Genomic DNA, 13,615 nt, shown 5'->3' with positions numbered 1-13,615 from the left:
TTTTCAGGTTTAATTAATTTCGGGATGGATAAATTCCCTCGGTACAGATAATGAAATTCATTCCACAAAAAGGAGGCATTTGGTCAAAGGCTTGACTTTGCCCTGCAATACCAATGGCTTGCGCATTCATGGTGGTATTGGCTGCACTATCGAAAGCGTTTACGGCCACAGGGGGATTCGATCGGTCTATTTGAACCTGACTTAAGGCTGGAAATGCATTCTGTGGGTTATTGGTATTTCCCGAGGCAGAGTTGGCCGAAAGGGTATGGTTGTGAGCAGGCAAATTGGCAACAGTAAGTGTAGTGTTTTCCTTGCCACCTATTTCTCCCAGTTGCCGGTTAGAAAGACCCGGTCCCTGGCCCGGCCCCATGGGTACCCGTCCCCGGAGATCCGGCAGGGCAAAAGTGGTTCGGCCATCTCCCCCGTAAGTAGTTCCTAAGATCGAAAAGAGTGCCTGGTTTTGGCTGATGGCTAGTATTTGTCCATTGCAGAGAGCATAACCTCTGGGAGCGAAGTTTCCGGCGAACATTTTGATAGTACCCATTAGTTCTTCCATAGTAATATTTTGAATTTTGGTTTATAATAAATAAGAAACTAAATATAAATTAAAAAAATAAATAAAATAACTATTTACTCGGCTATATTTCAGTAGATTGTATTTATATATAAAAAAAAGTTTTTGAAATTAATTTAAATGTTAAATAAATCGGAAAATTATTTTTAATAAATTAATATAGTTTACTTTTCACATATTGAGAATATATCTACTGTCAAATAAGAAATTTTAAGAATATTGATTAATAGTGGGTTTTCAGTAAAGCACCATTATGGAATCTTATCCACGGGCAGATCGGGATCTGATACTGTTCAAAGCTCCTTTTTTATTTACATTGGTGAGTAGCCAGAATTGTATTAGGGTTGAAAAAGAAACCCGGATGGGTACGAGGTTGCTGCTTTTGGAAAGGCAGTCAGCGGCATGGAACTGGTAGGAATAATTAAACGCCTCCCCGATGAGGGTGGGCCTGGTGAGAATTATCTCAATCCAGCGGATTGAATACAGAAGGCAGTACCCTTAAAAGTTGCGCATTTAAATGAAAATATGAGTACCTTACTTGGCCGTCCACCCCCCATCAACGGTAAGCATGGATCCGGTCATGTAGCTTGAAGCCTCGCTAGCCAGAAAAATTGCAGCTCCCTGGATTTCTTTCAATTCACCCCACCTTCCAAAGGCTGTGGCACCGATGATAAAGTCCCTGGTGGCAGGATGATCAGCGACGGGAATGTTCATCTCCGTTAAAAAAGGACCGGGACAAATGGCATTTACATTGATGGAAAAAGGAGCCAGTTCAATTGCCAACGCCCGGGTCATTTGTACTACGGCTCCTTTACTGGAGGTGTAGGGTGTCCTGTCTGCCAGTCCCACCAATCCGAGTGTACTTGCCAGATTGATGATTTTTCCTGCTTTTTGAGCTTTCATATGTGGAACAACTGCCCTGTTGCACAACCAGGTGCCGGTCACATTAACGGACATTACCTGATTGAATGCTTCCAGGCTAAGTGCTTCTATTCCTCCCCTGATATTAATTCCTGCACTGTTGATCAGAATGTCGATTTTTCCAAATTTATCAAGGGCGTAAGCAGTCATTTCTTTTGTTTGCTCCTCCTGCGTGATGTCCGCAGCAAAAGAAAGACCATTGACTCCAAACGCTTCTGAAATGGCGGCCGCTCCTTTTTCACCATCTTCCTTGTTTCGATTAACCAGCAACACATCCGCTCCCGAGGAGGCCAGACCAGCAGCCATGGCCAGCCCCAAACCCTTGGACCCGCCCGTAATGATGGCTTTTTTGTTACTTAAATCAAAAAGTTCGATTCCAGGTAAGGTCTTCTTCATGGCATTTGCAGATTAAGTTTTTACAGGTAAAGCTAAAGATAGCAAAACAAATCATCCTTTCAATGGTCAATGCAGGCTTGTAGGCCTTCATCTATAGAAGTAGGCTTTAGCCCGTAGGCAGTTTCAATTTTGCTACTGTCGAAACAATAATCTTCATCGAGCTGGTACCTCAGTTCTTTTATTTCCTTCATCAGGGGCATAAAAATTGCCAGGAAGGAAACAACCCATCCAGGCAATACCTGCACGTTATCCTTTCTATCTAATTTAGAAGCTAGAATGGTGGCTATTTCCTGTGCGGAAGGATAGGATTTAGAAGTAGGGAGGTGCCATACCTGATTCCAGGAGTCCTCCTGTTGCGCTAAAAAAGCAGTGGCCTTGGTCGCATCTGGAATATAGGTAAAGGAATGTTTTTTGTTTTTATTGTACATCCATTGGGGCGATTTCCCACCTATCATTCGGTTGATAATCGTTTCATGAACCATACTTAACCGCGCACCCGGACCGTAAAAATCTGCCGCCCTGACAATCATAGCTGTCAGTTGACCTTGTTCAATTTCTTTCATTATCATTTGTGCTATTTCGGCTCTTACCTTACCTTTCCTGCTTTCCGGACGGATAGGACTATCTTCTTGAAGGAACCCGACCGCTTTCGGATCGTAAGCATACATGTTGTCAAAGAAGACCAGCCTTGATCCATGGGTTTTGCAAGCGGCAATTACGTTTTTCATAATTACCGGCCAATCCCTTTCCCATAACGCCGCTCGGTAAGTAATTCCTGCCACCAGATAGCAGATGTCGGATCCTTTCACCGCATCATTCACTTGGGAGGCTTGCAGCAGGTCCGCTTTGACCAGTTCCTCCGTCCCGAATAGCCTTTTTGGATTTCGGCTTACCAATCGCACTTTTACCGGGAATTCTGAAAGTTTTTCTGCCAGACCATTTCCAATGTTTCCCCCGGCGCCCAATATGGTTTGTGTTTGCATGTTAGATTTTTTTTACGAGTAAATATAATCACTCAAAATTCGAGTTTGAAAATTACTTTAAAAATAAGTAGCTGGAACGACGACGTGCATGTGCTTAAAAATGGGATTTTTTCAATTTATGTTTTTTCGCTACTTTTTTACTTTAAAAAAGCTATTTTTGTCATCCAAGATTTTTGTTTTGTTGAATTAACAATGCTACCCCATGATCCAATTAAAACCTTTCTTTTCCAACGTACCCGGAATTCTTTTATTGGTTTTTTCTTTTATCCTGCCTTATCCCGGCCTTGCCCAATACGCTGTATCATTAGATGATCTGGATGCTTTTGAAAAGCCCGGGAAAACCTGGAGGGTAGCAGGGGATGCCATAGCCGACTTATCTGAGCAGGGTCGGTTAACCGTATCAAATGGAAACGGTGTGCTGGTAAATTTGCCAACAGAAAAAAATAAAGGGCAAGACTTATACACCAAGGAATCTTATGGGGATTTGGATGTGGAAGTGGAGTATCTGGTGGCCAAAGGTTCCAATTCCGGAATCTACCTACAGGGAATGTACGAAATTCAAATTTTGGATAGCTGGGGAGTTAAAATTCCGCGAGCGGGGGATAATGGGGGTATTTATGAGCGTTGGGATGATTCCAAACCGGAAGGCCAGAAGGGCTATCAGGGCTATGCACCAAGGCAGAATGCCAGTAGAGCTCCTGGATTGTGGCAAAAACTAAAGGTATCCTTTCAGGCTCCCAGATTTGATGAAAACGGTGAAAAAATTGAAAACGCAAGAATGCTTTCCGTCGAGCTGAATGGTGTAATCATTCACGAGGATGTAGAACTTTTTGGACCCACCAGGGGAGCTATGGCAAACCAGGAGATGAGTAGAGGTCCCATTCGCATTCAGGGAGACCATGGGGCAGTGGCTTTTCGAAACCTTCAGCTGACCCCTTTTGATAATGCTGCTCCGGAGCTAAAAGGCTTGACCTATGATATTTATAAAGGTAGGTTCGAAGCATTGCCTGACTTTTCTTTGCTCAAGTCAGAAAAGTCAGGTGAACTGGAATCCCTTACTGCATCCATTTCCGGATCGGGTGATCAATTCCTAATCCGATATCGCGGACAGTTGGACATTCAGGAAGAAGGAAGTTATTCGTTTAACTTTTCGTTTCCAGGGGGAGCAGGGGTGCTTTCCATTGGGGGAGAACAGGTTTTTAGGCCGTCTGGAGGAAATGTAGCGGGCGAGGTATCACTGACTCGGGGTCTTCATCCGCTTGAATTAGTTTATTCCAAAGTTCAGGACTGGGTTGATCCCCTGCTCACAGCAGAAATAGCAGGTCCCGGCATTCGGCCATTGCTGCTATCGGATCGGTCTTTTGTAGGATCCAGTGGCCCGGACCCTATTTTGATAGATCCAAATGAACGTCCGGTTTTAAGGAGTTTTATGGACCTTCCCGGTGGATACCGGATGACGCATGCCGTTTCGGTGGCCTCCCCGGATAACGTGCATTATACCTACGATATGGATTATGGTAATCTGATCCAGATTTGGAAAGGGGAATTTCTGAACGCTACTCCGATGTGGTACAGCAGAGGCGACGGGTCTTCGAGGCCTATGGGTACCCTGCTCTACCTGGGTAGTCCGGCATTCAGCCTGGCTCAACTTAGTTCAACAGAGCAGGCCTGGCCAACCGATACCTTGGGTAGTGGATATAAAGTTAATGGGTACCGTGTTTTGTCTGAAGAGCATGAGCTTCAATTTTCGTATGAAGTATTTGGTGTGGCAGTTGAGGATAAGCTGGAAGTGGTATCCGGTGGTAAAGGTTTAAAGCGAATACTGAATCTGGGAGGATCTCTGGAAAACAGGTATGTCCGAGTGATAGCATCCGAAAAGATCGAAAACCTTGGAAATGGCCTTTATTTGGTAGGAGATAAGGCTTATTATATTCAACTAGCCGAAGAAATTCAATCAGTCCCGATTTTGAGGGATAGTAATGGGCAAAAGGAATTACTGGTCCCTGCCCGGAAAAACATGGACTATGTTTTATGGTTTTGATTTTTACAGACAACGGTAAAATGGAAATAAAAAATAAATCAATCGGAATACTTTTCCTCGCAATGATCTTTGTGATCCTTTCGCCAAGGCTAACGGCCCAGGAATCCCCAATGGAAGAAGATTATTTAAAAATCCTGAAAGTGAAAGCGCCGGAGGGGTTATTGCTCGAAGTAGGAGGATTGGCAGTGTTGCCAAACGGAAACCTCGGAGTGGCTACCCGGAGAGGAGAAATTTACCTGGTGGAAAACCCAACAGGGTCACGTCCCTATTTTAGAAAATTTGCATCTGGATTACATGAAATTCTGGGATTGGTTTACCTGGATGGTGCTTTTTATTGTTCTCAGCGGGGAGAGTTGACCAAATTAGAAGACACCAATCAAGATGGACGCGCTGACCAGTATACAACGGTTTACAGCTGGCCGGTTTCGGGAAACTACCACGAATACAGTTATGGTCCCGTTGTGGATGAAGCGGGAAACTTTTACGTATCCGGAAACGTGGCTTTTGGAAATGAAGAATGGTGGAGAGGAGAGAGTCGCGTTCCTTACCGGGGCTGGATCATGAAAATCAGTCCGGATGGAAAAATGGAGCCTTGGGCAACAGGTATGCGATCTCCTGCTGGATTGGGATATATCGATGGCAAGCTCTTTTACACCGAAAATCAGGGGGATTACATGGCCTCAGGAGGGATCTGGCACATTCAGAAAGGGTCTTTTGCAGGACATCCTGCCGGGCTCACCTGGACCGGCCGGGAAAACTCTCCTTTGGACCTCAGTCCGGAGGCTTTTCATGCCGTCGTTGATCCCCGGAAAGTAAAAAACGAGCAGGGTCGCTACATCAAGCCTGAAAATGTTACCGACGAAGATTACCTGACCCTTTATCAGGCAAAAGAAAAATTGCCGCAAATTACCCTTCCTGCTGTTTGGCTGCCTTATGGGATTTACGGTATTTCAACCTCCGAACCGATCAAAATACCGGAAGGCAATTTTGGACCATTTTCAGGCCAAATGTTGGTAGGGGATCAAGGACAGAGCAAAATCATGCGGGTTATGATGGAAGAAGTGAATGGGGTACTCCAGGGAGCAGCGATTGATTTCAGAAGTGGTTTTCGCTCAGGCGTTTTGAGAATGGCCTGGGGCTTGGACGGGTCCTTGTTTGTCGGTGAGACCAACCGGGGATGGGGCTCTGCCGGTGAGGCCAGTGAAGGCTTGGAGCGCCTGGTGTGGAATGGCGAAATACCCTTCGAGATTCGGGATATCCATGCGATGCCTGACGGGTTTGAAGTGGAATTTACCAAACCGGTAGATAGAAAGTCAGCAGAAGACCTGGCATCTTACCGTGTCCAAACGTTTATCTATAAATACCATCCAGTTTATGGTAGTCCACCGGTAGCCAATGAAATGGCCGATGTAAAAGGAGTCCAGGTTTCAGAGGATTTGCTGCGGATTCGGATAAAATTGGATGGGCTGACCCAATACCATATCCATCATTTACGATTGGACGGTATCAGGGAAAAGAGTAATTATTACTCCCTGGTACATCCCTCCGCCTATTATACATTAAATGAGATTCCGGAAGGAGAAGTTTTGGCAGAAAAAGACATGAGTACCTATCGTTCTACCGCACAATCTGCTGATTCTGATCCTGCAAGTGTTAGTCCAAAAGCGGTGGCTATGGCCAGTGATACCGATAACCTTCCTGAAGGTGATGAAAACATCATTGACGAGGCATTGGTGAGCGCATTGCTTTCTCAATATACTTGTGTTGCCTGTCACAATAAGGATACGAAACAGGTTGGGCCAGCTTACGGGGAGGTAGCTAAACGAAACTATACAGCGGAAGAAATTGTATCCCTGATACATACTCCAAAGCCGGAAAATTGGCCGGAATATGCTACGCCCATGCCCCCCATGCCTCATGTACCGGAAGCAGATGCCTTAAAAATCGCTAAATGGATTAATTCTCTGAAATAATATTTTTATTTACCGGGATGAATTATAATTTATTTTTGATTTTTCCCATTATTTAGATTAATTAGGTACATTTGATTAAAAATCAGAGACTATTGGTACTTTAAGGTAAAATATCAGGTCTCTTTAAATTTTAATTGATTAATTTCTTTTACTTTTTTGCAAAAATTGGTAACATTGCTAAACATTCAAAATTAAATAATGGTTATACTATCATTAATTAATTTTGAAACACAATGAACCTAATCTTAACCTACATGCATATCCCGAACCTTATTGACTTTTTGGCTTTTCTAAGCCAAGGGCTAAAAAATTCTATTCTTGAACCGATACCAATAACGGTTCTTTCCAATAATCCTGACTCTTAATTTCATTTACTAGGCAATTTCTGCGATAAATCCTGCAAGGGAAATACTCATTGTCAGAACATTCCAGTAAGTAATAAATTTAAATCCAAATACACACGTAAACCTAATTAATTGCTTATGTCGAAAATTTACAAATTATGTAGCATGGCACTGTTCCTTATCATGGCAAATACGGCAATCGTATTTGCTCAGGTGGAAGTAACAGGTACCGTATCGGATGATTTAGGAGATCCCTTACCGGGAGCCGCGGTATTAGTCAAAGGTACTTCAAATGGTACCGTAACCGATCTAGATGGTAATTATACCATCACTGTACCCAACCAAGATGCCATTTTGGTATTTTCTTTTTTGGGTTTTACAACCATTGAGGAGCAAGTTGGCAATAGGACTACTGTAGATGTCCAATTGGAGCAAGGAGTCAGTGGCCTGGACGAGGTTGTGGTTACTGGTTACGGTTCTCAATCCCGTCGGGAAATTACCGGAGCGGTTACATCAGTGGATACTGAAGAATTGCTTGCCATTCCTGCTACCACCTTTGCTCAACAATTGCAAGGAAGAGCTGCTGGTGTGTCCATCGTAAATGATGCCACTCCTGGCGGAGGAGCTACGGTAAGGATCAGGGGTTTTGGTACCATTAATAACAACGATCCCCTATATGTGATTGATGGAGTACCGACTCAAAGTCAGGGAAATTTGAACCCGAATGACATTGAATCCATCCAGATTTTAAAGGATGCTTCTGCCGCGTCTATCTATGGTTCCAGAGCAGCAAACGGAGTAATCATTATCACTACGAAACGTGGAAAGGTGGGTGAACCATCCATTTCTTTCAATGCTTTTTATGGAACACAGACAGCAGAAAGAGGACCCGATCCCTTAAATGCCAGGGAATTGGGTGAGTATTTGTACCTGGCTGATATTTACGCTGGAAACACTCCAGATCACGGTCAGTATTCTTATGGTCCTAATGGAGAAGTAAGTATGCCTGACTATGTTTTCCCAAGTGGTGCAATGGAAGGAGATCCTGGGGTAGATCCCAGTCTTTATGCGTTGGAGCCGGGAAATATTTATCCCATCACCCGCGCTGCAGATACAGACTGGTGGGCTGAAACTACTCGAACCGCACCTATCCAAAGCTATCAGGTCACTGCTAATGGCGGAACCGAAAATGGCCGGTATGCATTGTCTTTGAATTATTTTAATCAGGAAGGTATTGTCAATGACATCAGTTACGACAGGTATTCTATCCGAGCAAACACGGAATTCAAGACTTTAAATAATAAGCTTACTGTAGGAGAGAATCTCTCTGTAACCCTGGGAAACAGAAAGGGAGGATTTGGAAATGGATCTGCTGGTAACAATGCCGAACAAAATGCCGTATTTAGTTCATCTTTACAGCACCCATTGTTGCCGGTATATGACATCATGGGTAATTTTGCTGGAAGTAGAGGAGCCAATTTGGGAAATAATTTTAACCCCGTTGCTGTGCTGGCAAGGGCTAAAGACAATAGAAATTATTCCCTCAGAGCATTTGGTAATGTGTATGCCCAATTAGACTTGACTGACAATTTGTACGTTCGATCTAGTTTTGGAGTGGACGGCAATAACCGAAGAGCAAGGTATATCGGAAGGCCTCAGCCTGAATATGTGGAAGGTAACTTTGTAAACAGTTCTACTGCGGAAAATGAGTACTCATATCAGTGGGTATGGACGAATACCATTAATTATACCAAGACGTTTAACGAAGTTCACGCGTTCGACGCGTATTTGGGAATAGAATCCATTAAAGAATTTGGTGAGATTTTTGGCGCAGCCAGGCAACGATTTGCTTTCGAAACACTTCCGATCATTTCTTATCTTGATTTGGGAGATCCTAATACAGCAACCAACTTTGGTAGAGTTGTAAGTGATTACAGGCTTTATTCTCAATTTGGAAAAATAAACTATTCTTACGACGGTAAATACCTGGTTCAGTTTATATTAAGAAACGACGGATCTTCCAGATTCCTGGCTGCTTCCCGAAATGCGACCTTCCCGGCATTCAGTTTGGGTTGGAGATTGTCCGATGAGGCAGCTATCGCAGAAGCGCTGCCATTTGTTTCCGATATGAAATTGAGATACGGTTGGGGTAAAACGGGAAATCAATTGATCGGAGATTACAATGCGTATACGACTTACAGGACGAATATATTCAATGCGGGTTACCCCATTGACGGATCCACTTCTTCTCCTGCTTTAGGTTTTGACGCCCAGCGATTTGGTAACCCTAATGCCCGATGGGAAACGACCACGTCAAACAATTTAGGACTGGACGTGGAATTTCTGAACGGAAAGTATTTCTTTGAATTGGACGTTTGGAATAGAGTAACTTCCGACATGCTATTTGAGGTACCTATTAGCTACGGCCACGGAGATGCGACACCGCCTTTCTTTAACATAGGGCAAATGACTAATAAAGGTATTGACCTAAATATAGGATTGGACGACACGGCTTTAGGAGGAGAATTGAGATACAGTATCTCGGCAAATTACTCTATGTACAGAAATAATGTGGATAATCTGGCTGAAAATGAGGATAACGTACTGTTTGGTGCTTCTACAAGGGTACCATCCGTGACAATTACTCAGTCTGGGTTTCCGATTTCCTCCTTCTTTGGCTATAATAACCTGGGAATCTTCCAGACTGAAGAAGAGGTAAATGCCCATCCGGCTTATGGTACTTACAATGCAGTAGGTAAATTTAAAGTGGAAGATGTAGACGGGGACGGAGTAATCACCGATGGCGATAGAACGATCATTGGTAACCCGCACCCTGATTTCGTTTACGGTATTAACTTGAATCTGGGTTACAGAAACTGGGACCTTACTTTATTTGGCAATGGATCTGTTGGGAACGATATCTTTAACTACATCAATTACTGGACGGATTTTAATACCTTCCAGGGAAACAAATCCAAAGCCGCTCTTTACGACGCCTGGCAGCCAAATAATACGGGTGGTACACTGCCTATTATGGACGCCAATGACCAAATTAGTAGCCGGCCTTCAAGTTATTTTGTTGAAGACGGGTCTTATTTTAGGTTGAGAAATGCGCAACTAACTTACAATCTTCCTGAGAACATGTTGAGCGATTGGGGAATGAGCAGGGCTTCCGTTTACTTCCAGGGTCAGAATTTGGTAACCTTTACCAAGTACACTGGTACAAACCCAGAAATTCAGACAGGAAGTAACAATACGGTTGGATTTGATGGCGGTTACATGCCGGTATCCAGAAATCTAATTTTGGGTGTTAACGTTACCTTTTAAGCAATCTCAACAACTAAAAGAAGCAATCACATGAAAAATACATATTTTAAAATAGCTGCTGCTACTTTGGTATTGGGTGTGTCCACTACCTCCTGTCAGGAGGAATTTCTGGAGACGATACCTCAGGGGCAATTTAGTACCGTGGGGCTGGAAAATGCACAGGGTGTGGAAGGAATTTTACTTGGCGCCTATGCCATGATAGACGGATACGGCCTGGATGGTCAATCTGGCTGGAATGGAACCATTGATAATTGGGTATATGGAGGGGTTGTATCAGATGATGCCTACAAAGGCACCGATGCCGGTGATCAGCCGGAACAATCCTTTTTGGAAGCCTTTGATTTCCAGCCCACCAATCTTCACCTAAGAAATAAGTGGAGAGCGGTTTACAAAGGAGTAGCCAGAACCAATGATGTATTGAACACCCTGAAAGAAGCGGAAGACGTTACGGACGCACGAAGGGCTCAGATTATCGCTGAAGCCAGGTTTTTGAGAGGTTTCTTTCACATGGAAGCTCGAAAAATGTGGGAGAGAGTTCCTTATATCGACGATGAAACCTTTGAACTTTCCGATCTTGAAAGTAGTAAAGTTCCTAATGACAGCGAAATATGGCCGGATATAGAGGCCGATTTTCAGGCAGCGATGAATGTGTTGCCCGAGGTTCAATCCGATCCGGGAAGACCTACAAAGTGGGCAGCGCAAGCATTTTTGGCCAAATCTAAAATGTTTCAGGGTTGGGATCAGTCTACTGGCGAAGCAAACACGGCGGTCTTACAGGAAGCAAAAACGCTTTTGGAAGATATTGTAGTGAATGGTCCCTTTTCGTTAACCGCTACTTTCCAGGAAAATTTTCTGGTAGGCAGAAGAAACAACGAGGAGTCCATTTTTGAGATTCAGTTTTCTATTTCCAGTGCCACTACGGCTGCTGCTAACGAAGGAACAACTCTGAATTATCCCTATACCGATCCTTGGGGCTGTTGTGGGTTTTACCAACCTACCCAAAATCTGGTAAATGCATACAAAACTACAGCTAATGGGCTGCCGTTACTGGATACCTTTAACGAAGTAGATGTTCCCAATGATCAGGGATTGGCCTGGGATGATCCTTTTGATCCATACGATGGACCTCTGGATCCAAGGCTTGATCATACCGTAGGACGAAGAGATATTCTCTATAAAGGATACAAAATTCATGGAAGTGACTTTATCAGAGACCAAAGCTATGCAGGTCCTTATTCGCCTATAAAACATGTTGCCGAGCCAGAATTTTTCGGAATTGGTGCCAATCCCCGGTTGTCTGCAAACAATTACCGAATCATGCGTTTAGGTATGGTGATTCTATGGCTTGCCGAAGCAGAAGTAGAGCTTGGGAATCTGGAACGAGCCAGGGAATTGGTAAACCTTATTCGTACACGTGCGGCAAATCCTGACGGATTTGTTCCCAGAGCAATTCAAGGAGCGGAAAGAAACGATTTTACGATCGTTGAAGGCGAGCCGGCTGCTAATTACGTAATTTCGACTTACCCTGGCCCATGGACTGATCAGGATCAGGCGCGCAAGGCAGTGCGAATGGAAACCAGGCTTGAATTTGCAATGGAAGGACACCGATTCTTTGATCTTCAGCGATGGGGAATTGCTGCGGAAACAATGAATGAATACCTGGAGGAAGAAATGACAAAAAGGACCTATCTTGAAGGCGTTTCCTTCGAAAAAGGAGTCCATGAATTTTTCCCTGTACCATTGGAAGCGATCGAAAGATCCTTTAAGGATGGTGCGCCAACTTTAACTCAGGATCCCGCATTTCAGTAACTAATTTAAAAAGAATAAATATTAAAAAAAGGTGAGGTTTTTATCTCACCTTTTTTGTGTTATAAATTTAGTTCAGTCAATTAAATTCTGTTAAATTGGATGTATGTAGTTAATTAAACAGCATGTAGCTTGGAAGATATTCGTTTTTGGAATTATGTTTTCTTCCTGCCATCCAGAAAATGCAGGCCGTTTCAGGCTAGTTCCCTCTGCCGAATCAGGTATTGATTTCACTTATGCCATCATCGAAACAGACTCCTTTAATATTTTGACTGAAGAGTTTATCTACAATGGAGCGGGAGTGGGGATGGCTGATTTTAATAGGGATGGATTGCCTGATCTTTTCTTTGCTGGGAATGAAGTAGATAATCACCTTGTGCAACGGGGAGACCCTATTTCATGAACACTATACTGCCAGAGGATACATTTCTCCTGTTGAGGATGTAATTCATTTTGGTTTGGGAATTCGATCCATTGTCGAATCGCTAGAGGTGTACTGGTCAAACTCGTCCAGTCAAAAACTCCGCAACGTACCGCTAAATCAAGTAATAATCCAGGATATTAAAGATGCCTCCATGATAGAAGCGCATCATGACTCCGTCTCGATCTTAAAGGAGCCTTATTTTAGGGAAGTTGAGGAGGAACTCGGTTTGGCTATTGACTACCAGGAACGGGATGCGGGGATTTCAATATACAACGAACCCTTCCTCACAAATTTTCCCAGTTTGGTCCTGGACGGGCGGTAGGAACTGTCAATGGACAAAGAGGTATATCGCGATCGGCTTTATGAAAATGACGGGAATGGTCATTTTAGTCTTTTGCAAGATGCTTTGCCGGACTTGCATGAAGTTGGTACAGTCGTCAGAGCTGTAGATTTTGACGGAGACGGATTTTTAGAACTGTTTATTGCCGCACGATCCGGTCAAGGTCACTACCCACTTTCCGGTAAAAATGTCTTATTAAAAAGGAAGGAGGTAAACTAGCGGACATGACCGATAGCCTGGCACCAGGATTGAAAGACATCGGGATGGTTAGTGATGCCTTGTGGACGGATATGGATCGGGATGAAAAAGTGGATTCAGCGACTTATTTTTTTTTCTGACCCACTCGATTTTTCGATTATTTTCCATTTGCAGGGTGGGAATACTATTCGTAAGGAATTGTATCATGAATCTGGTTTTTTGTCTCAGTCCACCCGCTGGCTGACCCCCCCCCAGCGGCTCAGGAAATGGGAATAACAGCCGATTCGG

At 43.7% G+C, this 13,615-nt stretch carries 10 protein-coding genes; 7 read left to right on the top strand and 3 right to left on the bottom strand.

All coding sequences use genetic code 11. The features are described 5' to 3' along the window. Positions 1-13: 13 nt before the first annotated feature. The 3 genes from GKS34_RS22070 to GKS34_RS22060 all read right to left on the bottom strand — a co-directional run bounded on the left by GKS34_RS22070 (position 14) and on the right by GKS34_RS22060 (position 2,874). Positions 14-556 (bottom strand): phage tail protein, encoded by a 543-nt coding sequence (locus GKS34_RS22070; protein ID WP_163387168.1) that lies wholly within the window; start codon positions 554-556, stop codon positions 14-16. Positions 557-1,108: 552 nt separating this feature from the next. Further along, the gene (locus GKS34_RS22065; protein ID WP_163387167.1) at positions 1,109-1,891 is read right to left on the bottom strand and encodes an SDR family NAD(P)-dependent oxidoreductase; all 783 of its coding nucleotides are present in this window, start codon (positions 1,889-1,891) and stop codon (positions 1,109-1,111) included. A 59-nt stretch (positions 1,892-1,950) separates the two neighbouring features. After that, on the bottom strand, positions 1,951-2,874 hold the full coding sequence (locus tag GKS34_RS22060; RefSeq protein WP_163387166.1) for an NAD-dependent epimerase/dehydratase family protein: 924 nt from the start codon (positions 2,872-2,874) through the stop codon (positions 1,951-1,953). A gap of 202 nt (positions 2,875-3,076) precedes the next feature. Here GKS34_RS22060 and GKS34_RS22055 point away from each other — a divergent pair, with 202 nt between their 5' ends. The 7 genes from GKS34_RS22055 to GKS34_RS22025 all read left to right on the top strand — a co-directional run bounded on the left by GKS34_RS22055 (position 3,077) and on the right by GKS34_RS22025 (position 13,348). Continuing rightward, on the top strand, positions 3,077-4,915 hold the full coding sequence (locus GKS34_RS22055; protein WP_163387165.1) for a 3-keto-disaccharide hydrolase: 1,839 nt from the start codon (positions 3,077-3,079) through the stop codon (positions 4,913-4,915). 62 nt (positions 4,916-4,977) lie between these two features. After that, positions 4,978-6,888 carry a c-type cytochrome gene (locus GKS34_RS22050; RefSeq protein WP_163387164.1) on the top strand — a complete coding sequence of 637 codons (1,911 nt, stop codon included), beginning with the start codon at positions 4,978-4,980 and terminating at the stop codon, positions 6,886-6,888. Positions 6,889-7,397: 509 nt separating this feature from the next. Next, positions 7,398-10,559 (top strand): SusC/RagA family TonB-linked outer membrane protein, encoded by a 3,162-nt coding sequence (locus GKS34_RS22045; RefSeq protein WP_240459418.1) that lies wholly within the window; start codon positions 7,398-7,400, stop codon positions 10,557-10,559. Positions 10,560-10,589: 30 nt separating this feature from the next. Beyond that, a complete protein-coding gene (locus tag GKS34_RS22040; protein WP_163387162.1) occupies positions 10,590-12,368 on the top strand; it encodes a RagB/SusD family nutrient uptake outer membrane protein in 1,779 nt (592 codons plus the stop codon). Between the two features lie 154 nt (positions 12,369-12,522). After that, on the top strand, positions 12,523-12,768 hold the full coding sequence (locus GKS34_RS22035) for a hypothetical protein (RefSeq protein ID WP_163387161.1): 246 nt from the start codon (positions 12,523-12,525) through the stop codon (positions 12,766-12,768). Then, on the top strand, positions 12,740-13,111 hold the full coding sequence (locus tag GKS34_RS22030; RefSeq protein ID WP_163387160.1) for an ASPIC/UnbV domain-containing protein: 372 nt from the start codon (positions 12,740-12,742) through the stop codon (positions 13,109-13,111). The genes GKS34_RS22035 and GKS34_RS22030 overlap by 29 nt, the downstream gene beginning before the upstream one ends. 9 nt (positions 13,112-13,120) lie before the next feature. Further along, entirely contained in the window at positions 13,121-13,348 is a 228-nt protein-coding gene (locus tag GKS34_RS22025) for an FG-GAP repeat domain-containing protein (RefSeq protein WP_163387159.1), read from the top strand. Positions 13,349-13,615: the final 267 nt, after the last annotated feature.

Origin of the sequence: Cyclobacterium jeungdonense (assembly GCF_010994275.1) — a bacterium.
GTDB classification, from domain to species: Bacteria; Bacteroidota; Bacteroidia; order Cytophagales; family Cyclobacteriaceae; genus Cyclobacterium; species Cyclobacterium jeungdonense.
This window is presented reverse-complemented; position numbering and strand designations above follow the sequence as displayed.

What these genes read in the sequence shown, in the direction of transcription:
- GKS34_RS22070 (WP_163387168.1), bottom strand. Translation starts at nt 556, where the DNA reads ATGGAAGAACTAATGGGTACTATCAAAATGTTCGCCGGAAACTTCGCT.
- GKS34_RS22065 (WP_163387167.1), bottom strand. Translation starts at nt 1,891, where the DNA reads ATGAAGAAGACCTTACCTGGAATCGAACTTTTTGATTTAAGTAACAAA.
- GKS34_RS22060 (WP_163387166.1), bottom strand. Translation starts at nt 2,874, where the DNA reads ATGCAAACACAAACCATATTGGGCGCCGGGGGAAACATTGGAAATGGT.
- GKS34_RS22055 (WP_163387165.1), top strand. Translation starts at nt 3,077, where the DNA reads ATGATCCAATTAAAACCTTTCTTTTCCAACGTACCCGGAATTCTTTTA.
- GKS34_RS22050 (WP_163387164.1), top strand. Translation starts at nt 4,978, where the DNA reads ATGATCTTTGTGATCCTTTCGCCAAGGCTAACGGCCCAGGAATCCCCA.
- GKS34_RS22045 (WP_240459418.1), top strand. Translation starts at nt 7,398, where the DNA reads ATGGCACTGTTCCTTATCATGGCAAATACGGCAATCGTATTTGCTCAG.
- GKS34_RS22040 (WP_163387162.1), top strand. Translation starts at nt 10,590, where the DNA reads ATGAAAAATACATATTTTAAAATAGCTGCTGCTACTTTGGTATTGGGT.
- GKS34_RS22035 (WP_163387161.1), top strand. Translation starts at nt 12,523, where the DNA reads ATGTTTTCTTCCTGCCATCCAGAAAATGCAGGCCGTTTCAGGCTAGTT.
- GKS34_RS22025 (WP_163387159.1), top strand. Translation starts at nt 13,121, where the DNA reads ATGGACAAAGAGGTATATCGCGATCGGCTTTATGAAAATGACGGGAAT.